The 21,443-nt window shown below is 71.0% G+C and carries 21 protein-coding genes; 9 read left to right on the forward strand and 12 right to left on the reverse strand.

Annotated features, from left to right (window positions below; translation table 11 throughout):
- Window positions 1-46 precede the first annotated feature (46 nt).
- The 4 genes from recF to dnaA form a co-directional block, all read right to left on the reverse strand.
- A complete protein-coding gene (recF, locus tag C503_RS0121270) occupies window positions 47-1,204 on the reverse strand; it encodes a DNA replication/repair protein RecF (protein WP_018684242.1) in 1,158 nt (385 codons plus the stop codon).
- A gap of 6 nt (window positions 1,205-1,210) precedes the next feature.
- Window positions 1,211-2,122 carry a phosphogluconate dehydrogenase (NAD(+)-dependent, decarboxylating) gene (gene gnd, locus C503_RS0121275; RefSeq protein WP_018684243.1) on the reverse strand — a complete coding sequence of 304 codons (912 nt, stop codon included), beginning with the start codon at window positions 2,120-2,122 and terminating at the stop codon, window positions 1,211-1,213.
- Between the two features lie 30 nt (window positions 2,123-2,152).
- Complete coding sequence (dnaN, locus tag C503_RS0121280; RefSeq protein WP_018684244.1) at window positions 2,153-3,283, reverse strand: DNA polymerase III subunit beta; 1,131 nt, start codon at window positions 3,281-3,283, stop codon at window positions 2,153-2,155.
- A 1,019-nt stretch (window positions 3,284-4,302) separates the two neighbouring features.
- Entirely contained in the window at window positions 4,303-6,087 is a 1,785-nt protein-coding gene (dnaA, locus tag C503_RS0121285; RefSeq protein ID WP_018684245.1) for a chromosomal replication initiator protein DnaA, read from the reverse strand.
- Window positions 6,088-6,513: 426 nt separating this feature from the next.
- Here dnaA and rpmH point away from each other — a divergent pair, with 426 nt between their 5' ends.
- The 8 genes from rpmH (at window position 6,514) to C503_RS0121325 (ending at window position 11,932) form a co-directional block, all read left to right on the forward strand.
- Window positions 6,514-6,651, forward strand: a complete 138-nt coding sequence (gene rpmH / locus C503_RS0121290; protein ID WP_018684246.1) for a 50S ribosomal protein L34 — start codon at window positions 6,514-6,516, stop codon at window positions 6,649-6,651.
- 15 nt (window positions 6,652-6,666) lie between these two features.
- Window positions 6,667-7,098, forward strand: a complete 432-nt coding sequence (gene rnpA, locus C503_RS0121295; protein WP_018684247.1) for a ribonuclease P protein component — start codon at window positions 6,667-6,669, stop codon at window positions 7,096-7,098.
- Window positions 7,095-7,418 (forward strand): membrane protein insertion efficiency factor YidD, encoded by a 324-nt coding sequence (gene yidD / locus C503_RS0121300; RefSeq protein WP_018684248.1) that lies wholly within the window; start codon window positions 7,095-7,097, stop codon window positions 7,416-7,418. The genes rnpA and yidD overlap by 4 nt, the downstream gene beginning before the upstream one ends.
- A gap of 4 nt (window positions 7,419-7,422) precedes the next feature.
- Window positions 7,423-8,502 carry a membrane protein insertase YidC gene (gene yidC, locus C503_RS0121305; RefSeq protein ID WP_018684249.1) on the forward strand — a complete coding sequence of 360 codons (1,080 nt, stop codon included), beginning with the start codon at window positions 7,423-7,425 and terminating at the stop codon, window positions 8,500-8,502.
- A gap of 69 nt (window positions 8,503-8,571) precedes the next feature.
- On the forward strand, window positions 8,572-9,084 hold the full coding sequence (locus C503_RS0121310) for a Jag family protein (RefSeq protein WP_245572558.1): 513 nt from the start codon (window positions 8,572-8,574) through the stop codon (window positions 9,082-9,084).
- A 188-nt stretch (window positions 9,085-9,272) separates the two neighbouring features.
- On the forward strand, window positions 9,273-9,974 hold the full coding sequence (rsmG, locus tag C503_RS0121315; protein ID WP_018684251.1) for a 16S rRNA (guanine(527)-N(7))-methyltransferase RsmG: 702 nt from the start codon (window positions 9,273-9,275) through the stop codon (window positions 9,972-9,974).
- Window positions 9,975-10,052: 78 nt separating this feature from the next.
- The gene (locus C503_RS0121320; protein WP_026316539.1) at window positions 10,053-10,949 is read left to right on the forward strand and encodes a ParA family protein; all 897 of its coding nucleotides are present in this window, start codon (window positions 10,053-10,055) and stop codon (window positions 10,947-10,949) included.
- Window positions 10,946-11,932 (forward strand): ParB/RepB/Spo0J family partition protein, encoded by a 987-nt coding sequence (locus tag C503_RS0121325; protein WP_026316540.1) that lies wholly within the window; start codon window positions 10,946-10,948, stop codon window positions 11,930-11,932. Before C503_RS0121320 ends, C503_RS0121325 begins: the two co-directional genes overlap by 4 nt.
- Window positions 11,933-12,005: 73 nt before the next feature.
- Here the strand turns inward: C503_RS0121325 and C503_RS0121330 are convergent, their stop codons facing one another.
- Both C503_RS0121330 and C503_RS0121335 read right to left on the reverse strand, forming a co-directional pair.
- Window positions 12,006-12,962, reverse strand: coding sequence for a D-alanine--D-alanine ligase family protein (locus tag C503_RS0121330; RefSeq protein ID WP_018684254.1), 957 nt, complete (start codon window positions 12,960-12,962; stop codon window positions 12,006-12,008).
- 103 nt (window positions 12,963-13,065) lie between these two features.
- On the reverse strand, window positions 13,066-14,385 hold the full coding sequence (locus C503_RS0121335; RefSeq protein WP_051114903.1) for an aminotransferase-like domain-containing protein: 1,320 nt from the start codon (window positions 14,383-14,385) through the stop codon (window positions 13,066-13,068).
- Between the two features lie 173 nt (window positions 14,386-14,558).
- On the opposite strand from C503_RS0121335, the gene C503_RS0121340 reads away from it, so the two are divergent.
- The gene (locus tag C503_RS0121340) at window positions 14,559-15,182 is read left to right on the forward strand and encodes a GNAT family N-acetyltransferase (RefSeq protein WP_018684256.1); all 624 of its coding nucleotides are present in this window, start codon (window positions 14,559-14,561) and stop codon (window positions 15,180-15,182) included.
- A gap of 65 nt (window positions 15,183-15,247) precedes the next feature.
- Here the strand turns inward: C503_RS0121340 and C503_RS0121345 are convergent, their stop codons facing one another.
- From C503_RS0121345 to C503_RS0121370, 6 genes are all read right to left on the reverse strand, one after another.
- Entirely contained in the window at window positions 15,248-16,387 is a 1,140-nt protein-coding gene (locus tag C503_RS0121345; RefSeq protein WP_026316542.1) for an N-acetylmuramoyl-L-alanine amidase, read from the reverse strand.
- Between the two features lie 337 nt (window positions 16,388-16,724).
- Window positions 16,725-17,057 (reverse strand): thioredoxin, encoded by a 333-nt coding sequence (trxA, locus tag C503_RS0121350; protein WP_018684258.1) that lies wholly within the window; start codon window positions 17,055-17,057, stop codon window positions 16,725-16,727.
- 57 nt (window positions 17,058-17,114) lie between these two features.
- The gene (gene trxB / locus C503_RS0121355; RefSeq protein ID WP_018684259.1) at window positions 17,115-18,110 is read right to left on the reverse strand and encodes a thioredoxin-disulfide reductase; all 996 of its coding nucleotides are present in this window, start codon (window positions 18,108-18,110) and stop codon (window positions 17,115-17,117) included.
- 153 nt (window positions 18,111-18,263) lie between these two features.
- Window positions 18,264-19,130: a hypothetical protein gene (locus tag C503_RS0121360; RefSeq protein ID WP_026316543.1), complete on the reverse strand. Its 867-nt coding sequence runs from the start codon at window positions 19,128-19,130 to the stop codon at window positions 18,264-18,266.
- Window positions 19,127-19,756: an RNA polymerase sigma factor SigM gene (gene sigM / locus C503_RS0121365; RefSeq protein WP_018684261.1), complete on the reverse strand. Its 630-nt coding sequence runs from the start codon at window positions 19,754-19,756 to the stop codon at window positions 19,127-19,129. Before sigM ends, C503_RS0121360 begins: the two co-directional genes overlap by 4 nt.
- Before the next feature lie 57 nt (window positions 19,757-19,813).
- Window positions 19,814-21,382 carry a protein kinase family protein gene (locus C503_RS0121370; protein ID WP_033400881.1) on the reverse strand — a complete coding sequence of 523 codons (1,569 nt, stop codon included), beginning with the start codon at window positions 21,380-21,382 and terminating at the stop codon, window positions 19,814-19,816.
- Between the last annotated feature and the right edge of the window lie 61 nt (window positions 21,383-21,443).

Raw genomic sequence — 21,443 nt, forward strand, 5'->3', positions numbered from 1 at the left:
GGGCTCAGGTCGGGGCGGCGGGTCGAACGCGCCGCCGAACAGGTCGTCAGACACGTCGCACCTCCCCGTCGGCGACCGCATATCGGGCGCCCGTCAGCTCACCCGGCACATCCTCCTCCACCGCCGCCGTCACCAGGACCTGTTCGGCCGCCACCGCCACCTCGGCGAGTCGCTGCCGCCTGCGCCGGTCCAGCTCGGCGAACACGTCGTCGAGCACCAGCACCGGCTCGCTGCCCTCCGCGCGCAGCAGCTCGTACGAGGCCAGCCGCAGCGCGAGCGCGAACGACCACGACTCGCCGTGGCTGGCGTAGCCCTTGGCCGGGGCCTCGCCGAGCACCAGGTCCAGCTCGTCGCGCTGCGGTCCGACCAGCGTCACGCCGCGTTCCAGCTCGGCCTCGCGGCGCAGTGCCAACCGGGCGAGCAGCGCGTCGGTGACGACCTCGATGTCGGCACGATCCCCGTCCGGCTTGCCGTAGCCAACCGGCAGCGTGTCGGCTATCTGCGAGCGGTAAGCCACGTGCGCCGGGCGCGACTCCGGTGCCACCCCGGCATAGGCGGCCGCGACCCTCGGCGCCAGATCGGCGACCAGGTCGAGCCGGGCCGCGAGCAGCTGGGCGCCGTGCGCGGCCAGGTGGTTGTCCCATACGTCAAGCGTCGCCACCGCGTCCGGATCGCTGCGGCGCGCGCGCCGGTTGGTGGCCGCGCTTTTTAGCAGGGCGTTGCGTTGCTTCAACACGCGTTCGTAGTCCGCTCGCACCCCGGCATAGCGGGGGGCGCGCAGTACCAACAGGTCATCGAGGAACCCACGGCGTTCGCCCGGGTCGCCGCGCACCAGGGCCAGGTCTTCCGGCGCGAACAACACTGTGCGCAGGATGCCCAGCACGTCGCGGGTGCGCGGGACCGGACCGCGGTTGATCCGCGCCCGGTTCGCCTTGCCTGGCGTGATCTCCAGTTCGACCGTCAGCTCACGCCCGTCGTTGACCACCGCGGTGCGCACGATCGCGCGCGCACACCCGTGCCGGACCAGCGGCTGGTCACCCGCGACCCGGTGCGACCCGAGCGTGGCCACGTAGCCGAGCGCCTCGACCAGGTTGGTCTTGCCCTGGCCGTTGGCACCGACCAACACCGCCGGGCCGGGTTCCAGTTCGAGGTCGGCGTGCGCCCACGAGCGGAAGTCGGCGACCTGGAGATGTCTGACGTACACCTGGTGCTAGCTCACGTCCCCGGTTCCCGAGGTCGGCCCCGCCTGGTGCACCGCGTGCCCGCCGAACTGGTTGCGCAGCGCGGCGACCGCCTTCATCGCAGGCGAGTCGTCCTGCCGGGAGGCGAACCGGGCGAACAGCGCGGCGGAGATCACCGGCGCGGGCACCGAGTGGTTGATCGCCTCCTCGACGGTCCACCGGCCCTCGCCGGAGTCCTCGACGAACCCGGTGAGCTTGGTCAGACCCGGGTCCTCCTCCAGCGCACGGACCAACAGGTCGAGCAGCCAGGAGCGGACGACGGTGCCGCGGGTCCATGCCTTGAGCACTGCGGTCTCGTCGGTGACCTCGTCGGCGGCGGCGAGCAGCTCGTAGCCCTCGGCGTATGCCTGCATCAGGCCGTACTCGATGCCGTTGTGCACCATCTTCGCGTAATGGCCCGCGCCGACCTTGCCCGCGTGCGCGAAGCCCTCGTCGCGCGGGCCCTCCGGGCGCAGCGCGTCGAAGATCGGCATGGCCCGCTCGACCAGCCCGGCGTCGCCGCCGACCATCAGGCCGTAGCCGTTCTCCTTGCCCCACACACCGCCGGACACGCCGCAGTCGAGGTAGCCGATTCCCTTGCCTGCCAACAGGTCCGCGTTGACCTTGTCGTCGGTGTAGCGGGAGTTGCCGCCGTCGATCACCAGGTCGCCCTCGGCGAGCAGGTCGCCGAGCTCGGCCACGGTCTGCCGGGTGGCCTCGCCTGCCGGGACCATGATCCACAGGGTTCGGGGCGCGGCCAGCTTCCCGACCAGGTCCGCCAGCGACGCGCTGTCGCTGACCTCCGGGTTGCGGTCGTAGCCGACCACGTCGTGGCCCGCCGCGCGCAACCGCTCGCGCATGTTGAAGCCCATCTTGCCCAGGCCGACGAGTCCGAGCTGCACGGGAGAATCCCCTCCGTCGCGGTGGTCCGGTCAGCCCGGCAGGCGGACCGGCATGAGCAGGTAGAGGTAGCCGGGGATGACGCCGTCCGGGCCGACCGGCTTGATCAGCGCGGGACGGTTGGGCGTGGTGAACGACAGCTCGGCGCGGTCACAGTGCAGCGCGGCGAGCCCGTCCTGCAGGTAGCCGGGGTTGAACGCGATGGTCACCGGGTCGCCGGTGAACTCCACCGGCAGCTCCTCCTCCGCGCTGCCCTCGTCGTCGCCGCCCGCGGACAGTCGCAGGCTGCCGTCAGCGAACTCCAGCCGCACCTGGGTGCCGCGCTCGGCCACCAGTGACACTCGCTTGATCGCCTCGACCAGCGGGGACACGCCGATGATCGCGTTGGAGGTCTGTTCGGTGGGCAGCAGCTGGCGGTAGCGCGGGAACTCCGCGTCGAGCAGGCGGCTGGTGGTGCGACGGCCGGAGCCGGACAGGCCGAGGAGGCCGTCGCCGGGCGAGAGCGCCAGCTCGACCGTGCGGCCGGAGCTGCCCAGCGCCTTGGCCGCGTCGGCCAGGGTGCGCGCGGGCACCAGCACCGCCGCGTCCTCGACGTCGCCGGACGGCTTCCACTCGAACTCACGCATGGCCAGCCGGAACCGGTCGGTGGCGACCAGGGTCAGCTTGTCCCCCGCGATCTCCACCCGGACGCCGGTCAGCATCGGCAGCGTGTCGTCCTTGCCCGCGGCGACCGCGACCTGGCCGACCGCCTGGCCGAACACCTCGCCTGCCAGCTCGCCCGCGTGCGGCGGCATGCCCGGCAGCGCCGGGTAGTCCTCGACCGGCATGGTCGGCAGGCTGAACTTGGCGCTGCCACAGGTGATCGCCACCCGGGCGCCGTCGACCGAGATCTCCACCGGCTGGGCGGGCAGCGACTTGGTGATGTCGGCCAGCAGCCTGCCGGAGACCAGGGTCCGTCCGCCGTCGGCGACCGTGGCCGGGACGCCGACCGTGGCCGACACCTCGTAGTCGAACCCGGAGACGGTCAGTCCGTCGGCGCCCTCGGTCGACCCGGCGTCCAGCAGAACCCCGCCGAGGACGGGCACGGGAGGCCGGGACGGGAGGCTGCGCGCGACCCAGGCGACGGCGTCGGCCAAGCCGTCGCGCTCGACGCGGATCTTCATGGGAGTCCTTTCCAGGCCCGACCGCCGCACCGCACCGTGTCGTGCCGGGCCGCGCCGTCGAGCTGTCCACGCTGTAGGGCCCAACCGTAGAGCGTGATGCCGACCGGCGTCATCCGGGGCGGCCCGGCCCCGGGAGGCCGTCGAGGGTGAGCTGTCCACAATTTCGGCCTTCGCCTATTTCTGTTTTTTCCCTCTTAGAGAGCTAAGAACAGCAGTAGTAATAGGTCCTGTGGATAGTGTGGATAACGCCTGTTTTCGCAGCTCATCGAGCGTGAGTGCCTGTGGAGAACCTGGGGGTGGACCGGTGGACAGCTCGGCCGCCCTGTGGATGGCCGGCCTGTGGATAACTTTCTGTCCACAGATCGGCCGAGTTGTCCACAGCTCTATCCCCAGATGTGCGCCGAGTTACCCCCAGGCTTGCGCGCGGCTGTCCCCAGGGTTGTCCACAGGCCGATTCGCCCGATCGGTGACCCAGACCACGCAATTCCCGGGCTGACCTGGGTTTTTGCGGGTGTGGACGAGCCCTCCACAGGCCCGAAAAACCTGGCGATCCGCCATCGCGGAGGGGGAATCGGTCGCGCGCGCCGCACGTCTCGGGGTCGGCGGGGGTGTGGATACCGGTGCCGGACGGGCGCGCCGGACTTTTCTGGCGGTGTGGGGGACGGTCCACCGTCGCAATAAAGAGTGCGCTCGGCCGGGTGATCGGGGTCGGCACGTACCGGCGGCGGCCCGGACGGCGGGTGCGGCGCGGATGCCCGAAGTGTGGCAGGCCGGGCGGCCGCGGGCCTGCCGCGCGGTGTCGCCAGGTCGGCTGACGGATCCGGCCGGGGCGGGCTCACCCGCCTGGCGGCGCCAGGCGGCCGGGGTGCGGCCGCGGTCGGGTCGAGTATGACGCCCTCGCCGAACGCGGCGGGCGCGGGACTTTATTGGCGGTGGGGACGCTCATCCACGGCGGCAATAAGAACGTGCGCCGTCGCCCGGCGGGCATGGGTGTACCCCCGGGCGTGGGTCGGGCGGGATCAGGCGCGGGCGCGCTGCTTGATGCGGGAGGTCAGCTCCTGCACCTGGTCGTAGACGCGCCTGCGCTCGGCCATCTCCTTGCGGATCTTCTTGTCCGCGTGCATGACCGTGGTGTGGTCGCGGCCGCCGAACATCTGGCCGATCTTCGGCAGGGACAGGTCGGTCAGCTCGCGGCAGAGGTACATGGAGATCTGCCGGGCCTGCGCAAGCGCTTTCATCTTGCCGGGGCCGCACAGGTCCTCGACCGAGACGCCGAAGTACTCCGCGGTCACGCCCATGATCGTGGACACGCTGATCTCCGGCGCGTGCGAGTCCGGGATCAGGTCGCGCAGCACGATCTCGGTCAGGCCGACGTCCACCGGCTGCCGGTTGAGCGAGGCGAACGCGGTCACCCGGATCAGCGCGCCCTCCAGCTCGCGGATGTTCGCCTCGACCCGGGCCGCGATGAACTCCAGCACCTCGGCCGGGGCGGCCAACCGGTCCTGGGCCGCCTTCTTGCGCAGGATCGCGATCCGGGTCTCCAGCTCGGGCGGCTGGATGTCGGTGATCAGGCCCCACTCGAACCGGGTGCGCAGCCGGTCCTCCAGCGTCTCCAGCCGCTTCGGCGGCCGGTCCGAGGAGACCACGATCTGCTTGTTCGCGTTGTGCAGCGTGTTGAAGGTGTGGAAGAACTCCTCCTGGGTGCCTTCCTTGCCCTCCAGGAACTGGATGTCGTCGACCAGCAGCACGTCGATGTCCCGGTAGCGGCGCTGGAACGCCACCTTCCGGTCGTCGCGCAGCGAGTTGATGAAGTCGTTGGTGAACTCCTCGGTCGACACGTACCGCACGCGCATCCCGGGGAACAGGCGTTGCGCGTAGTGACCGACCGCGTGCAGTAGGTGCGTCTTGCCCAGGCCGGACTCGCCCCAGATGAACAGCGGGTTGTAGGCGCGCGCCGGGGCCTCGGCGACCGCGACCGACGCGGCGTGCGCGAACCGGTTCGACGCGCCGATCACGAAGGTGTCGAAGGTGTACTTCTCGTTCAGCCGGGTCTTCGAGGTCTGCGGCTGGGCGGGCGCGGTGAACGGCTGGCCGCTGGTCGGCTGTTGGCCGGTGAAGGTCGGCCAGATCTCGTGCACGGTGGCGAGCGCGTCGCCCTCCTCGTCGACCTCTTCCCCGTCGTCCTCGGTCTCGCCCTGTGGCGCGCCGACGTCGAGCGGCAGCTGCCCGTCCAGGGCGGCGATGTCCGCGGCCGGGATGGTGATCGTGTCCCCGTCCAGCCCGGTGACTCCGCCGACGAGCGGAGCGGACGGCTCGGTCGGCGCGTCCTCGGCCTCAGGTGATTCGGGCAGGAGTGGGGGCAGTCCGGGAACGGGCGCGTGCACCGGCGGGAGGACGGGACCGGCGGGCTCGATCGGCGCCGCGGTCGAACCGTTGCTCCCGTTGGTACCGACCACCAGGCCGGGGACCACCGCCGAGACGGTCGGGATGGTCGGCAGGGCGGGGACCACGGGCGGCGGGGCGGGCGTGGGCGCGGCGTCGACCTTGACCGCCAGCGACACCACCCGGCCCAGTCGACGGGAGAGCGCGGCGGTGATCGGCTCGCGCAACGCGCGCTCGATCGCCTCCTTGGCGAAGTCACTGGGGGCGGACAACAACGCCGTGCCGTCCAGCAGGCCGATCGGCCGGGTCATGCGCATCCACGCGCGTTGCGACGGTGACAGCGTCCCCGCCGACAGCTCGCGCACGACCTGTTCCCAGACCACACCGAGATTCAGCTGGTGCTCCGGCTGGTACTCCGGCATGACGCCCGCTCCCCTCCCCTCGTCGACGATCGGCGTAAGGCTCGTCCCGGCGCGTGGGTGCCGTCAAACGCGCATCCACAGGGTTGTCCACAGCTGTGCACGAAGGTACGGCGAACCTAGGGGACCACCCGTCGCGGGGGGTTCACGGTACCCAGTGGCCCGGTGACGCCGACGGGCCAGGGCTCTCGTCCGTGGCCGTCGATCAGGAGCCCGCACGGTAACAACAGCGATCCCCGGCCACAAGCAACCGCCGTGCCGGGGCCCCGGTTTGGTACTCGTCCACCGGGGTGCGTACTCTCATAAGGTCTCCCGCTTGCGGCGGGTGAGTTCCGCGTGCCCACCACGGTCGCCGCGCGGACCCGTCTCCCCGCCGCGTACCGGCAGGGGGCGGCAGACCTGCGAGACCGAGTACCGGGAGAACCAGCCGTGAGCAAGCGCACCTTCCAGCCGAACAACCGTCGCCGGGCGAAGACCCACGGTTTCCGCCTGCGCATGCGCACCCGCGCGGGTCGCGCGATCATCGCCGCCCGTCGCCGCCGGGGCCGCGACAAGCTGTCGGCCTGATCCCAGCACGCCGCCGTGCTTCCCGCGGCCGCCCGGCTGACCAGCAGCGCGGACTTCCGGAAGGTGACCAGGACCGGTCGCCGAGCCGGTCGGCCCAGGCTCGTGGTGCACGCCGTGACGGAGCCGCGGCAGGCGGGCAGCACAGCCGAACCCGAAGCCGACCTGTCGGCGGCGCGGACCACCGCGACGCCGAAGGTCGGTTTCGTCGTGAGTAAGGCCGTGGGCAACGCGGTCGTCCGGCACCGCGTCGCGCGGCGCCTGCGGCACATGGTGCGCGAGCGGGTCGGAACTCTCCCGCCGGGCAGCGCGTTGGTGGTGCGAGCCCTGCCGAGCGCGGCGGTGGCGACGAGCGCCGAGCTCGGCCAGGACTTCGACGCCGCGATCCGCAGGCTGCGCCTGGTCGATGACGGGGACCGGAACAGCGGCGGCAGTGGTGGTGGGGTGTGAGCGATGCGACCGCGGAGTACCGCGTGGTTGCCGCGCGCCCTGGGCCCGTCGCCCGCGTGCTGCTCCTCCCGGTGCGGGCCTACCGGCGCTGGCTTTCTCCGCTGCTGCCCCCGGCCTGCCGGTTCCACCCCAGTTGTAGCGCGTACGCGGTCGAGGCACTGACAGTGCACGGCGCCGCCCGCGGCTCCTGGCTCGCCCTGCGCCGACTGTTGCGCTGCGGCCCCTGGCACCCCGGCGGCCTGGACCCGGTACCGCCGAGGACAACCGAGAACGTGTCCGGGAAGACCAGCCCGGCTGACCCGACAGCTGCCGAGGAGTAGTTCCGTGCTCAATTTCATCTACTACCCGGTGTCCTTCATCATGTGGTGTTGGCACTGGGTCTTCGGCCATGTGTTCGGTGAGGCCAACGCCATCGCGTGGGTGCTGAGCATCATCTTCCTGGTCTTCACCCTGCGCGCGATCCTCTTCAAGCCGATGATCAACCAGATGCGCTCCATGCGAAAGATGCAGGAGTTCGCACCTGAGATGAAGAAGATCCAGAAGAAGTACGCGAACGACCGGCAAAAACAGGCCCAGGAGATGCAGAAGCTCCAGGCCGAGCACGGCGTCAGCCCGCTGGGCGGCTGCCTGCCGATGCTGCTGCAGATCCCGGTGTTCATCGGTCTCTACCACGTGCTGCGCGAGTTCCTGCCAGGTAAGACTGAGAACTACTTCTTCGACGCGCACGGCGTTGAGTCGTATGTCGCTGCTGATCTCTTTGGTGCCCGCCTAGGTAACTGGATCCTTCAGCCCCAGGAGATGTTGGACAAGTTCCACGTCAACCGCACCTCGGTCATTCTGGTGGCCATCCCGCTGCTGCTGCTGTCCGCGGTGCTGACGCACTTCAACGCCCGGCACTCGATGGCCCGGCAGAACCCGGCGTCGGCCACCACCCAGACCAACATCATGAACAAGCTGTCCCTGTACGTCTTCCCGGTGGGCATCATCGCGGGTGGCCTGTTCTTCCCGGTGCCGCTCGGCCTGATCGTCTACTGGTTGGCCAACAACAGCTGGACCGCGTGGCAGCAGCGCTTCGTCTACAAGCGGATCGACCGCGAGGAAGAAGAGAAGAAGGTCGCGGCGGTCGAGAAGCGCGCGGCCACCGCGCCGAAGCCGGGCCAGAAGCCTGCCCAGGTGAAGAAGCGCCCGACCGTCAAGCCAGCCGACTCCACCGAGGACGCAACCGACGTCGAGTCGACTGAGCCGACCCAGACCGAGGACAGCACGCCGACCACCAAGTCGGGCGGCACCACGGCCGCGGACCCCACCAAGCCGAACTCCGGCAACGGCAAGGGCGGCACCCAGATTCCCGGTCTGATCTCAGACCGATCCCGTAGCAAGAAGTCAGGTCGGAAGAACCGCTGAGGCGTGTCGCGGCCTGGAGAGGAGTAAACCGTGCCGGAGACGGTGCAGGCGTCCGAGAAGACCACCGACGTGGAGGAGGACGTGCGAGCCGAGGAAGGTGAGCACTCCCCCTCGTCCACCGAGGAGCTACTGGTCCAGGAAGGCGATATCGCGGGCGACTACCTGGAGCGGCTGCTGGACATCCTCGACTACGACGGCGACATCGACCTCGACGTGGAGGCGAGCCGCGCCGTGGTGAGCATCGACGGGGGTGAGGATCTGGAGAAGCTGGTCGGTCCGCGTGGCACCGTGCTGGAAGCGCTACAGGAGCTGACCCGGCTGGCGGTGCAGCAGGAGACCGGCACCCGCAGCAGGCTGATGCTGGACATCGCGGGCTGGCGGGCGGACCGCCGCGAGGAGCTCCGCGATCTCGGCCGGGCGACCGCACAGAAAGTGCTGTCCAGCGGCGAGCGGATCCGGCTACAGCCGATGACCCCGTTCGAGCGGAAGGTCGTGCACGACGCGGTCGCCTCGATCAAGGGCGTGCACAGCGAGAGCGAGGGCGAGGACCCGCGCCGCCGCGTGGTGGTGTTCCCTCAGTAGTCCCCCTACGTCGATCCCCCGACATCCAGTCGCGGTCAGTCGAGCGCGGCCCGCCGATCCGGCGGGCCGCGCTTTCTTTTGCCCGCATGTTTCACGTGAAACGCGGGCGGGTTGCTGCGGAACGCGACGCGCGATCGGGGACAATCAACGAGCACGGTTTCACGTGGAACATCGGCAGGGAGTCCGGCTTGACCAAGGTTGATCGGCCACAGGCCGCGGCGACGGTGTTCGGGGAGCGGGTCGAGGTGGCCGAGCGGTTCGTCGCGCTCCTCGCCGAGCACGGGGTGGCGCGCGGGTTGATCGGTCCTCGCGAGGTCGACCGGCTGTGGGACCGGCACGTGCTCAACTCGGCCGTGCTGGCCGAGGGGGTGCCGACCGGGGCCCGGGTGGTCGACGTCGGCTCCGGCGCCGGACTGCCCGGGGTGCCGCTGGCGATCGCCCGACCCGATCTCAACGTGACGCTCGTCGAACCGATGGCCCGGCGGGTGGCGTGGCTGGACGAGGTCGTGGAGACTCTTGCCCTGACCACGGTCACGGTCGTGCGCGGCCGGGCCGAGGAACCGGCCGTCCGATCGCGGGTTCTCGGTGCGGAGGTGGTCACCGCCCGAGCGGTCGCCCCGCTGGCCAAGCTCTCCGGGTGGTGCCTGCCGCTGGTGCGCCAGGGCGGACTGCTCATCGCGCTCAAGGGCGCGAGCGCCGCCGAGGAGATCGACCGGGACCGGGAGGCGATCGCCGCATTGGGGGGCGGCGAGCCGCGACTTGAAACCTATGGCGGCGCTGTGCTGGACATGCCGACGACGGCGGTGCTCATCGAACGTGTCAGGTCCACGGCGGTCGGCCGAGAGCGGCCGCGGCGGACGAGGAAGGATCAGGGTGCACATCGAGGCTGAGATCGGAGCGAGGATGTTCCACGTGAAACCGACGGCTTTGGCCGCCGCGCCGACCGGTGTCGGGGAGGTGCGTTGACCATGACCCAGCCCTCTCCCGCCTCTGTCGCGGGGTGGACCCCGATAGCGGAGGAAGCCGCGCGGGCCACCCGGATGAAGCACCCCGACCGCATGTTCCCGCGCCCCACCCACCGCCGCGTCTTCACGGTCGCCAACCAGAAGGGCGGCGTCGGCAAGACCACCTCGGCGGTGAACCTGGCCGCCGGGCTCGCGCTGCACGGGCTGCGCGTGCTGGTGATCGACCTGGACCCGCAGGGCAACGCGAGCACCGCGCTCGGCGTCGACCACCGGTCCGGCACCCCCTCGGTCTACGAGGTGCTGCTGGGCGAGGTGACCATCGCGGACGCCGCGCAGCAGAGCGACCAGTCCGATCAGCTCTACTGCGTGCCCGCGACCATAGATCTGGCCGGTGCCGAGATCGAGCTGGTGTCGATGGCCTCGCGTGAGTCCCGGCTCAAGGAGGCGCTCTCCGAAGAGGCGCTGGACGAGCTGAACCCGGACTACGTGTTCATCGACTGCCCGCCCTCGCTGGGCCTGCTGACCGTCAACGCGATGGTCGCCGCCCAGGAGGTGCTCATCCCGATCCAGTGCGAGTACTACGCGCTGGAGGGGCTGAGCCAGCTACTGCGGAACATCGAGCTGGTGCAGAGTCACCTGAACCAGTCGCTGACCGTCTCCACGATCCTGCTCACCATGTACGACGGCCGGACCAAGCTCGCCGACCAGGTGACCACGGAGGTGCGCCACCACTTCGGCGATACCGTGCTGAACACCGTGATCCCGCGCAGCGTGAAGGTCTCCGAGGCGCCCGGGTTCGGGCAGTCGGTGCTCGCGTACGACCCCGGTTCCCGCGGCGCCATGAGCTACCTGGACGCCGCACGTGAAGTCGCCGAACGAGGAGCGGAGGCACCGCGATGAGTGGAACCGGACCGGGCGGACGGAAGGGCGGGCTGGGCCGCGGGCTCGCCGCCCTCATCCCCCAAGGGCCGCCTGCAGGCACATCTACGGGCGGGCTGAAGCTGCCCAGCCCCGCGATACGCAACGGCGAGAACGTGGAGCAGGCGCGCGCCGAGCACACCGGCAGCGTGGCAGGCGCGGTCTACCGGGAGATCCCGACCGCGTCGATCAAGGCGAACCCGAAGCAGCCGCGGCAGGTCTTCGACGAGGACGCGCTGACCGAGCTGGAGCACTCGATCCGCGAGTTCGGCCTGATGCAGCCGATCGTGGTGCGCGAGCTCGGGCCGGACAGCTACGAGCTGGTCATGGGCGAGCGGCGGCTGCGCGCCTCGCAGCGGGCCGGGCTGGACGCTATCCCGGCGATCGTGCGGCAGACCGCCGACGACGCCATGCTGCGCGATGCGTTGCTGGAGAACATCCACCGGGTGCAGCTCAACCCGTTGGAAGAGGCGGCTGCCTACCAGCAGCTGCTGGACGAGTTCGCGGTCACCCACGAGGAACTGGCGAGCCGGATCGGGCGCAGTCGGCCGGTCATCACCAACACCATCCGCCTGCTGCGACTGCCGCTGCCGGTGCAGCGCCGGGTCGCGGCCGGGGTGCTCTCCGCCGGGCACGCCCGCGCGCTGCTGGGTCTGGACGACCCGGGGGCACAGGAGGAGCTGGCGACCCGGATCGTCGCCGAGGGGCTGTCGGTGCGGGCCACCGAGGAGGCGGTCACGCTCGCCAAGGGCGCGCCCGTAGCCAAGCCGAAGGCGCCGGTGCGCAAGCCGATCCAGGCACCGGGATTGCAGGACATCGCCGAAAGGCTGTCGGATCGGTTCGACACCCGGGTCAAGGTGGAACTCGGCAAGCGTAAGGGCCGGATCGTGGTCGAGTTCGGCTCGGTTGACGACCTCGAACGGATCGTGCAGATGATGGCGGAAAAAGGGATGAATCAGGCATGAAAACCGCGCAGGGAACCACACCGGGGCGATACGTCACGGTGACAGGTTCCCTGTGGAGGGGGTTTTCTCGTGCCTAGCGGGTCTGGGACCGGGTGATCGCCCGGTCGACCAGATCGGCGTAGAGCGCGCCGAAGGACTGACCCGAAGCCTCGATCGCCATCGGCACCAACGAGGTCTCGGTCAGGCCCGGCGACAGGCTCACCTCGATGAAGTAGACATCGCCGGACGCGCTGACCACCGCATCGGTGCGCGACACGTCGCGCAGCCCGAGCAACCGGTGCGCGGACACGGCAAGGTCGGCCGCCTTGGCCGCGGTCGCGTCGTCCAGCCGGGCGGGCATGTGGAACGTGGTCAGCCCGGCGGTGTAGCGGGCGGTGTAGTCGTAGACGCCGGACTCGGTGGAGATCTCCACCGCGGGCAGCGCGCGCGGACCGTCCGGGCCGTCGAACACGGTCACCGCCACCTCGACGCCATCGATGAACTTCTCGGCCAGCACCGCGTCGCTGTACGCCAGTGAACCGACCATGGCCGTGGGCAGCTCGCTCGCCGCGCGCACGACCTGCGCGCCCAGCGCCGAGCCGCCCTGGTCCGGCTTGAGCATCATCGGCAGCCCGAGCCGGTCGACCATGGCGTCCAGTACCGGCTGCGCGCCCAGCTCGCGGAACGCGCTCTGCGACAGCACCACCCAGTCCGGGGTCAGCAGGCCCGCGCGGCGCAGCTCGGCCTTGGCGCCGGGCTTGTACCAGGCCCGGCGGCACGCCCCCGAGTCCGCGCCGACGTACGGGATGTCCAGCAGCTCCAGGATCGTCTGGATGGAGCCGTTCTCGCCCTCTCCGCCGTGCAGCGCGATCACCACCGCGTCCGGGCGGTGCTCCCGCAGCCGAGTCAGCAGGCTGGCATCGGCGTCCCACTCCTCCACCGTCACCCCGACCGACCGCAGGGCCGCGGACACCCGCCGCCCGGACCGCAGCGAGACGTCGCGCTCGTGCGACAGGCCCCCGGCGAGCACGGCAACCCAGCGGTCGGACACGGCAGACTCCTCAAGGTGATTCGGGATCCCGGAGATCCGGGCGTGGTTTCCGGGCACAGCCGACAGAGCGGCGCACCGAAAGTACACCGCGGGCAGGCATCGCTCAGGCGGTGTCGGGCGCCGGGGTCTGCGGGCCGGACAGCGAGCGGCTGACCGCCGGGCCGAAAGTGTTGAGCAGCTCCAGCTCGTCCGCCAGTACCCCGGCCAGCCTGCGCACGCCCTCGGAGATCCGCTCCGGCGGCGGGTAGCAGAACGACAGCCGCATCTGCCTGCTGCCGAACCCGTCGGCGTAGAACCCGGTACCCGGCACGTACGCCACCCGGGCGGTGACCGCGCGCGGCTGCATCGCCTTGGTGTCGACGCCCTCCGGCACGGTCAGCCACACGAAGAAGCCGCCGTCCGGGCGGGTCCACGTGCAGCCCGCGGGCATGTGCTGGGCCAGCCCGGCCAGCAGCGCGTCGCGCCGCTCCCGGTAGGTGGTCTGGAAGGACTTGATCTGGCCCTGCCAGTCGTGCGTGGCCAGGTAGCGGGAGACCACCATCTGGTTCAACGTGGGCGCGCACAGCGCGGCCGACTCGGCGGCCAGCACCAGCTTCTCGCGCACCGCGTGCGGGGCCAGCGCCCAGCCGACCCGCAGCCCGGAGGCGAAGGTCTTGGAGAACGAGCCAAGGTAGATCACGTTGTCGGCGTCCATCGAGCGCAGCGCCGGGTAGACCTGCCCGTCGAAGCCCAGCAGGCCGTACGGGTTGTCCTCGATCACCAGCACGTCGTGCCGGGCGCACAGGTCGAGGATCTCGGCCCGGCGGGACACCGCCAGCGTCACGCCCGCGGGGTTGTTGAAGTTCGGGATCGTGTAGAGGAACTTGACCCGGCGACCGGCCTGGTCGGCGGCGGTCAGCGCGGCCCGCAGTGCCTCCGGCACCAGGCCGTGCTCGTCCATCACCACGTGCCGGACGTCGGCCTGGTAGGAGGCGAAGGTGCCGAGCGCGCCAACGTAGGACGGGCCCTCGGCGAGCACGATGTCGCCCGGGTCGATGAAGATCCGGGTCACCAGGTCCAGGGCCATCTGCGAGCCCACCGTGACCACCAGATCGTCCGGGTGTCCGGTGATCCCCTCCAGGGCCATGACCTCGCAGATCTGCTCACGCAGCCGGGGCACGCCGTGCGCGGAGCCGTATTGCAGCGCGACCAAGCCCTCCTCGGCCACGATCGAGCGCATCTGCTCGGAGATGAAGTCCAGCGGCAGCGCGGCCAGGTTCGGCATGCCGCCCGCCAGCGACACCACCTCGGGCCTGCTGGCCACCGCGAACAGCGCCCGCACCTCGGATGCCGTCATCCCCGCTGCCCGTGCCGCGTACCGGCCCAGGTGGGGGTCGAGACTGCGGGCGCCCGATCTGTCGGGCAGGTGGTCAGCGGTGCTCATGACCAGCTCCAAGGGGTGCGACGTCATAACAGTGTAACCGGAGGAGTGACTTACCCCCGAGATTCGCCTTCGCGGTACCGGTGCAGGTCACATCGCCTTATCCTGGTGCGGTAACTCGCCGTCCTACTCCCCCTGCGGGCGCGCGACTGTACTCCGCGAGCACGGGAGGTCGGGTGTCGCGACGCGTCATCGGCGTCACGCTGGACAACCTGGAACACCTCCCCAAGCACTGCCGGGGGTGTGTCTACTGGGAGCTCGCGCCGCACCTCAAGGAGCAGGCGGAGGAGTTCGGCACCACGGAGCTGGAGAAGGAAGCCTGGGTCTCCAGCGTGCTGCTGGACTGGGGTTCCTGCGGTCGGGTCGTCTACAGCGACAAGCTCCCGGTCGGGTTCGTCCTCTACGCTCCGCCCAACGCGGTGCCGCGGTCCTCGGCGTTCCCCACCTCCCCGGTCAGCCCGGACGCGGTGGTGCTCACCGGCTTCCACGTGCTGCCGGAGTTCCGCGGTGGCGGGCTGGGCCGGATGCTGGTGCAGGCGGTGGCCAAGGACCTCACCCGGCGCGGCGTGCGCGCCATCGAGGCCTTCGGCGACGCCCAGCCGGACGAGGAGCGGTCCTGTGTGGTGCCCGCCGACTTCCTGACCAGTGTGGGATTCAAGACCGTGCGCCCGCACCCGCGGTGGCCGCGGCTGCGCCTGGAGCTGCGCACCGGCATCACCTGGAAGGAAGACGTCGAGGCAGCCCTGGAGCGCCTGCTGGGGACAGTGTCGGTAAGCACGGCCTCTCCAGTCCTGCGCTGAAGCAGCCTCCCCGGGCCTGTGCGAGGTTGCTGTTCGGCGCTGGTCAGGCAGGTCGCAAGCGTTTGCTACTCGGCTTTGGCGAGTTCGTGGGCCAGGACGTCGGCGAAGGTGAAGCTGCCGGTGGGCTGGTCGTTCTCGCCCAGCAGGTAGAGGCGCTTCACCGCGACCACGATGCCCTCGGCCACCACGTCCCGGAACGCCGGATCGGTCAGTCTGTGCCGGTCCTCGTCGTTGGTGAGGTAGCCGATCTCGATGCGCACCGCCGGGCAGCGGGTCAGCCGCAGCAGCTCCCAGGTCCGCGGGTGGGTGTGGCAGTCCCGCAGGCCGGTGCGCTTGGCCAGCTCGCGCTGGATCAGCCCGGCCATGGCCTCGCCCAGCGTCGAGGTGTTGCCGTTGCCGGTGCCGAAGTGGAACGACGCCACTCCCTGGGCGAACGGCGAGCGGTTGCCGTCCGAGTGCAGGGACAGCACCAGGTCGGCGCCCGCCTCGTTGGCGAACTGGGCGCGGGTCGCCTCGTCCGGGCACTGGTCGGGGCCGCGGGAGAGCAGCGCCTCCATGCCGGTGGCCACCATTCGGCCCTCCAGGCGGCGGGCCAGGTCCCACATCAGGTCGGACTCGTTCACCCCGTCGACCGAGATCCCGGTGTCCCCGCCGCCGTGGCCGGGGTCGATCACGATCCGCTTGCCGGTCAGTCGCGGCCCCGAGCGGCGGACCCGCTCCTGCTCGCGCAGCAGCACCGGGCGGCCGCCGCGGGCGCGCGGGGAGAGCTGGCGCAGCGCGCGGATGGTCTCCGGGCCGCAGATGCCGTCCACGGTCAGGCCGTAGTCGCGCTGGAAGTTGCGCAGCGCGGCCTCGGTCTGCGCGCCGAACACGCCGTTGGGGCGGCCCGCGTCGTAGCCGAGTTCGAGCAGCCGCTCCTGCAGGGTGACCACGTCGTCGCCGGTGATCGGGGCGGACACCAGGTAGGCCAGCGGGCGACCGCCGAGCTGGTAGGTGGCGTCGCGCAGGGCGCGGTAGGTGGCCGGGCCGACCAGGCCGTCGGTGATCAGGCCGCGCTGCTGCTGGAACGCGCGGACCGCGTGCTCCATCGCCTGGTCGAACTGGTCGAGAATCCCGTTGACCGGAGGCAACAGGCCCAACGCTGCGAGCGTGGACCGAACCTCGGCTACGGCAGGCCCCCCATCGCCGCGGCGCAGTACCCGCATGCACCCCTCGCTTTCCGCTCGTGCACCGAACCGGTGCGGAAGACCCGGTGGACCCGGGTCCGGTCGACCCGGCCGACAACCGGCATTTGGTAACCCATTGTGCCTTGCCGGTTCCCGTGTCCCCCGCAGGGATGGCGGGTGCGTCGTCCGGATACGCGAAACCGGGGCCCTGCGTCGCACAACGAGACGCGCGGACCCCGGGTTCGGGTTGCTTGGGTTAGTACAGCTTCTCCTTGGTCCGCGCCTTCATCCCGGGCTGCCGGTGTCGAAACCGGTGGCGATGGTGCCAGGTCGGGGGCCGTGCCGGGCGGGGAAGAGGGGGCGGGAGGAAATCAGCTCAGGCGCCCAGGTAGTCGCTGAGGTCGGCGAGGAGGGCCATCTTGGGCTTGGCGCCGACGATGGTCTTCACCGGCTGGCCGCCCTGGAACACGATCAGGGTGGGGATGGACAGCACCTGGTAGTCGCGCGCGGTGCCCGGGTTCTGGTCGATGTCCAGCTTGGCCACGGTGATCTTGTCGGCGTGCTCGCCCGCGATCTCCTCCAGCACCGGGGCGACCATCCGGCAGGGGCCGCACCAGGTGGCCCAGAAGTCCACGATGACGGGCTTCTCGCTCTGCAGGACGTCGGAGACGAACGTCTTGTCCGTGACGGTGACGGTGTTACCGGCCATGCGTGCTTGGCTCCCTCGGTGATCTGGGCTGGGGTGGACGGGTAGGGATGAGGGTGGTCAGTCGGCGGTGCCGTAGCCGCCGCCGACGAGCTCCGGAGCCGACGCGGCCTCGGCCTCGCCGTGCTCGGCCAGCCAGCGCTCGGCGTCGATGGCCGCGGCGCAGCCCGAGCCCGCCGCGGTGATGGCCTGGCGGTAGGTGTGGTCGACCAGGTCGCCCGCGGCGAACACGCCGTCCAGGTTGGTGTACGAGGAGCGGCCCTTGGTGATCACGTAGCCCTCGTCGTCCACCTCGACCTGGCCCTTGACCAGCGCGCTGCGCGGGTCGTGGCCGATGGCGACGAAGAAGCCGGTGACGTCGAGGTCCTCGGTGTCGCCGGTGACCGTGTCGCGCAGCCGCAGACCGGACACCTTGCCCTCGCCGAGCACCTTGGTGACCGCGGTGTTGAGCTGCCAGCGGATCTTCTCGTTGGCCCGCGCGCGCTCCAGCATGATCTTCGAAGCGCGGAACTCCTCGCGCCGGTGGATGATCGTCACCGAGCGGGCGAAACGGGTGAGGAAGGTGGCCTCCTCCATCGCCGAGTCGCCGCCGCCGAGCACCGCGATGTCCTGGTCGCGGAAGAAGAAGCCGTCGCAGGTGGCGCAGGCCGACACGCCGCGGCCGAGCAGCTCCTGCTCACCGGGCACGTTCAGGTAGCGCGCCGCCGCGCCCATGGCCAGCACCACGGCCTTCGCCGCGTAGCGCACGCCGTTGGCGACCACGTACTTGATCTCGCCGGTCAGCTCGACCGAGTCGACGTCTTCCGGGCGCAGGTCGGCACCGAACCGCTTGGCCTGCTCGCGCATCTGCTCCATCAGGTCCGGGCCCATGATCCCGTCGCGGAAGCCGGGGAAGTTCTCCACCTCGGTGGTGGTCATCAGCGCGCCGCCGAACTGGGAGCCCTCGAACACCAGCGGTTCCAGCTGGGCGCGCGCGGCGTACACCGCCGCGGTGTAGCCGGCGGGTCCGGAACCGACGACGATCAGGTTTCGGATCTGGTCCGCTTCCGCAGGCATCTGCCCTCCATCGACCTTCGCCGGACGGTCCTGCCCGGTCACATGAGTGTCAACGCGATCGTAGGCGGCCGTTGTTCCGCGACCGCCGGGTGACCGGGAGCACCCGGGGTGACCAGCGCCGTCACCCGACCGAGGAAGGTCGGTCGGGTGGGCTCAGCCGATGGACTCGTTGGCCAGCGCGGTGCAGTCCGCCTCGACCACCAGCACCCGGAACCGGCCGGGGTCGCCGGGCACCATCAGCACCAGGACGCCGGGCTTGCCGTCCAGGGTCACCGGGTGCACGCCAGCGGGCTTGGTCTTGGCCGGGTCGAGGTGGTTGGCGGCCAGGCACCTGGTCACACCCGCCTCGTCCTTGAGCGGGCCGTAGTCCCACTTGCTGGTGACTCGGCCGATCACGCTGAGGAAGTCCTCGCGTCTGACCGCGATCGGACCCTCGCCCTGGCCGCCGGGGCCGGTGGTGGCGGACGGCAGGTTCGGCGGGGCCTCGGCCTGACCGCCGGTGGTGTTCTGGTTGCCGGGCAGCACGATGTAGCCAACCGCGACCGCGGCGGCCGCCGCGGCCAGCACGCCGATCCCCCACTGCTGGAGGCGGTTGCGCTTGCGCCGCGCGGCGGCCAGGTCGACGACCTCGCCCTGCTGCGGCGGTTGCGGTGGTGTCTGTAGAGGTTGTGGGCGTTGTGGTGCCCGTGGCGCGGGGGCCACCGGATGGGGTGGCGTGTTCCGCTCCTGGATCGCGACCGGACCGCCGAACGCCCGTCGGGCCTCTGCTTCCAGCGCCGAGTCCAGTCGGGCAGCGAACTGGGCGGGCATCGGCGCGACCGGGGCCTGGCCGAGCTCGCCCAGCCCCACCTTCACCGAGTCCAACGCGTCGATGACCGCCTTGGCGGCCGGGTCGGCGTTGACCCTTGGCCACAGCCGGGCGCTACGCTCCGAGTCGAGCACACCCGCGTGCAGGCTGGCCAACAAATCGACAGACCATGGCGGCCCGTCGGGGCCGGTACCCCGAAAGTCGTCCGTCATCGTCCCTCCCAGTGGCGCCTGCGCGGCGTATCCCGACCGTCTGCGACAGCGCCACCTGGGACGTTCGCATCTGCATCGAGGTTCCGCAGATGTCCGAGAACTTTGGCCAACTTCGCGCGACCGCGCGCACACCGGCTCTTCACCGTGCCCTCGGCGATGCCGAGCAGCTGGGCCGTCTCGGCGACCGAGTACCCCTCCACGTCGACTAAGACGATCGGCACCCGTTGCTCCTCGGACAGCTCCGCCAACGCCCGCTGCACCACCAGCCGGGTCTCCCGGTCGGCCATCGCGTCCCGCGGGGTGACCGGCTCACCCGGGCCCGCCTCGGGCAGCGGCACGGTCGGCCGGGCCTGCCTGCGCCGGATGCGGTCCAGGCAGGCGTTCACCACGATCCGGTGCAGCCAGGTGGTGACCTGCGACTCCGCTCGGAACGACGCGGCGGCGCGGAATGCCGAGATGAACGCCTCCTGCAGCGCGTCGGCCGCCTCCTCGGGATCGCGCAGCGTGCGCAGCGCCACCGCCCACATGCGGTCGCGGTGCCTGCGCACGAGTTCGGCGAAGGCACGCGGGTCACCCGCGGCGTGCGCCGCGATGAGGTCGGCGTCCGAGCTGGCAGCGGCGGTCACCCGGACAGCGTATAGGGCGGTCGTGGGATGACTGAACCCGCTCCGACCAGCGGATACTCACTTCGCTCGAACGAAGCCGATCTCGGTGAGCTCGGAGCTGTTGCCGTCGCCCAGCTTGGTGATCCAGACCAGTACGTGCTGGGTCGGCTCGGCGTTGTCGAGCTGCAGCTTCGTCTGCCCGGCCTTCAGTTCGGCCCGGCCGATGACCTTGGTCTCGTCCAGGCCAGGCTTGTCCGACGGCGCGGTGCGCACCTCGATCACCGTGCCGGAGCTGGGCGAGTCGACGACCACCTCGGCGAACGGCACCGGCTCGGCGAACGAGGCCATGATCCCCACGCCGGGCTTGAGCGCCGGGAACGGCTGCTGGTACTTGTCGGTCTTCCAGGAGGTCTTCTGGTCGCCGTCGACCGCGCGGTTGGCCCGCCGCGGGTTGTCCGGGGTGCCCTTGACGTTGAACACCGCCACGTCCGCTGGCTGGATCGGCTCGCCCGGCTGACGCGGTGCCGGGGCGTTCTCGGCATTGCCCGGGGCGGTGGCCACCACGGTCGGGCCGCCGGAGGTGGGCTCGTCGCCGCCGAAGAAGCTGATCAGCTGCATGCCCAGCCAGGCAAGCACGCCGACGGTGGCCACGGCCAGCACGGTGACGCCGATGGCCAGCTTGCGCCGCTTGGACCGGTCGTTGCTGGGGCGGCGGGTGGTCCAGACGGTGCCGTCGTCGTCCTCGTACTCCTCGGGGTGCTCCGGGCCGACCTCGTCGACCCGGCCGATGAGCTGGGTGGAGTCCTCGTTGAGCTTGGCCCGCTCCAGCACCCGCAGTAGGCCCGCGCTGGTGCGAATGCCGCCGGTGGCGTCGTCGTGCAGGCTGCGCACCGCGGCCGAGGACAGCTCGTACGGGATGTAGGCGAACAGCGCGCGGGGCGGCACGACCTGACCGTCCTGGCCGATCGGCGCGGACGGCAGCGCGGGCGCGCCGGGCAGCGGCCATCGGCCGGTGAGCAGCAGGTAGAGGATCGCGCCCAGACCGCGCACGTCGTTCTGCAGGGTGGCGTCGGGCAACGGGCCGGGGAAGGACAGCCGCAGCACGCCGTCCGGGGTGACCCGGATCCGCTGCGGGTGGTCGATGCCCAGCACCATGCCGGAGTGGTGGGCCAGCTCGACCGCGGCGGCCAGCGGCTCCAGCAGCCTGGCTGCGGTGGCGGGCGGCAGTGGGTGCTCGGCGATGAGGTCGACCAGGTCGGTGCCCTGCGACCAGTCGGCGACCACGATGCCCAGCAGGCCCTCGCCGTGGCCGACCCCGTTGCCGGGACCGAGCACGTCGAGCACCCTGGCCAGGCCGGGGTGGGTGACCCGGGCGGCGTGCATGGTGCGCTCAAGCACCCGGCGGGCGCGAGCCGCGGCCGGACCGTCGGCCGGGTCGCCGACCAGCAGGGTGAGCGCGACATCGCGGCGGAGCTGGTTGTCCTGGGCACGCCAGAGGTGCGCGTCCAGCCGCTCATCGCGGCCGAACTCGGCCAGCAGCCGGTAGCGGCCCTCGGCGACCGCGCGGCCGGGCACGAGGAAGCTCGTCCTGGCGCGCCCGCCAGCCGCTCCCTCACCCGCGGGGTACTCGGTCCGCCTCGTCGTCACCGATCTCTCCACCTGCCCGATCCAGGGTCGAGCCTACGGGAACTCGGCGGATGACCGGTGA

Source organism: Actinokineospora enzanensis DSM 44649 (assembly GCF_000374445.1).
In the GTDB taxonomy this organism is placed as follows: Bacteria; Actinomycetota; Actinomycetes; order Mycobacteriales; family Pseudonocardiaceae; genus Actinokineospora; species Actinokineospora enzanensis.

What these genes read in the sequence shown, in the direction of transcription:
- C503_RS0121360 (WP_026316543.1), bottom strand. Translation starts at nt 19,130, where the DNA reads ATGACGGACGACTTTCGGGGTACCGGCCCCGACGGGCCGCCATGGTCT.
- trxB (WP_018684259.1), bottom strand. Translation starts at nt 18,110, where the DNA reads ATGCCTGCGGAAGCGGACCAGATCCGAAACCTGATCGTCGTCGGTTCC.
- C503_RS0121320 (WP_026316539.1), top strand. Translation starts at nt 10,053, where the DNA reads ATGACCCAGCCCTCTCCCGCCTCTGTCGCGGGGTGGACCCCGATAGCG.
- C503_RS0121345 (WP_026316542.1), bottom strand. Translation starts at nt 16,387, where the DNA reads ATGCGGGTACTGCGCCGCGGCGATGGGGGGCCTGCCGTAGCCGAGGTT.
- C503_RS0121335 (WP_051114903.1), bottom strand. Translation starts at nt 14,385, where the DNA reads ATGAGCACCGCTGACCACCTGCCCGACAGATCGGGCGCCCGCAGTCTC.
- trxA (WP_018684258.1), bottom strand. Translation starts at nt 17,057, where the DNA reads ATGGCCGGTAACACCGTCACCGTCACGGACAAGACGTTCGTCTCCGAC.
- C503_RS0121325 (WP_026316540.1), top strand. Translation starts at nt 10,946, where the DNA reads ATGAGTGGAACCGGACCGGGCGGACGGAAGGGCGGGCTGGGCCGCGGG.
- dnaA (WP_018684245.1), bottom strand. Translation starts at nt 6,087, where the DNA reads ATGCCGGAGTACCAGCCGGAGCACCAGCTGAATCTCGGTGTGGTCTGG.
- dnaN (WP_018684244.1), bottom strand. Translation starts at nt 3,283, where the DNA reads ATGAAGATCCGCGTCGAGCGCGACGGCTTGGCCGACGCCGTCGCCTGG.